General features: G+C 60.7%; 1 protein-coding gene. It reads right to left on the reverse strand.

The genetic code is table 11. The annotated features are described in order from the left end of the window. Positions 1-114 precede the first annotated feature (114 nt). Positions 115-1,360 (reverse strand): carbohydrate porin (locus L2I46_RS29095; RefSeq protein WP_194860174.1); only part of this gene is annotated, 1,246 nt, incomplete at its 5' end.

Below are 1,360 nucleotides of genomic sequence, written 5' to 3' on the forward strand. Positions count from 1 at the left end.
AACGTAGGCCGGATAAGGCATTTATGCCGCCATCCGGCATAAATGGAGCGCACCAGTCGTAGCCCGGCTAAGCGTAGCGCCAGCCGGGAACGCTCCTTCGACAACTCTATCGCATCAGAACCACGCCTCAAACATCCCGCCGACGTTCAGCGAATCCAGCTGCTGGTCTTTGGTGCCGTTGACCTTCGCGGTATGCTCGTTGTCCACCTGACCGCCGGTCACGTAGAAGCGCAGCATCGGACGGAACTCCGGCCCCATGCCGATGGCGATGTTCTGCGACAGCGTCAGCTTCCAGCCGTGGTTATCCCCGCCCTGGTCGTAGTCCACACGCTGGTAGCCCGCTTCCAGCCAGGTGGAGTGCACGTCGTTCCAGAAGTACATCGGCCGCACGATGGCGCCGTAGTTTTTGCGGTTGTCGGTATTATCTTTGCCGTTGTCGTAGTCGTGGAAGGCCAGCAGATATTCCACCTGCGCCTGCTGGGTGAACTTATGGCTGCCCTCGAAGCTGGCGTAGACCGTGGTCAGGTCGTCGGTTTTGTTGTAGACGCTGTTATCCGAGTTGTCGGAGTAGCGCAGGATCACCTTGTTCACTCCGCTGTCGTTGGTGTGGCTCAGCACCAGGCCGCCCTGCCAGGCTTCGAGACGCGCGTCGCTGTCCACCGCCTTCGAGTCAAAGCCGTAGTTGGCGTACACCTCGACATCGATCGGCCCGGCCTTGATGTTGTGGGTTTTGGTGGTCAGCGCGTAGTGGCCGTTGTCGCCGGTGTCGGAGCTGCCGGTACAGGTGATACGCGACGGGTTGGTCTCGTCGGCCATCACTTCCGGGCTACAGGATTTCACCTGCGACACCGCCGCCACGTCGAACTGCACGCCGCCGATATCAAAGTTCTTCACCCCGGCGCCCTGGCCGTCGTGGTTCATCCAGAAGTAGTCGTTGATCCCCTGTTGCGGACGCTGGTGGAAGTCGCGGCCGGCCCAGATATAGGCGTTGGGATTGGATTCCAGCACGTTGGTGACGCCGACGTAGGCCTTCTTCAGGTTAACCTCGTCGCTCCAGTGGTCGAACATGACGTTGAGATCCCAGATAGCCCCCTGCGCGCTTTTGAAGGCTTTGCTGATCTGGAATTCGCCGCCGTTGCTTTCGTTGCCCAGACGGCCGATCGCCGAGGCGCCGTTATAGGAGCCGTCGACGCCGACATATTTCTGGTCGCCAGTCTGGAAATGGGCGCCATAGCGGGCATAGCCGCTGAACTTGAGGCCGAACGGAATCGCCACATCCGGCGAGGCGGCGGTGGTCTGCGGGTTGGTAATGACGTCGACCTTTTTGTCGGCCGCGGCGTCAATTTTCGCCTGGCGGTCG

Origin of the sequence: Klebsiella sp. 2019SCSN059, from assembly GCF_021739525.1 — a bacterium.
Taxonomy (GTDB): Bacteria; Pseudomonadota; Gammaproteobacteria; order Enterobacterales; family Enterobacteriaceae; genus Klebsiella; species Klebsiella quasipneumoniae.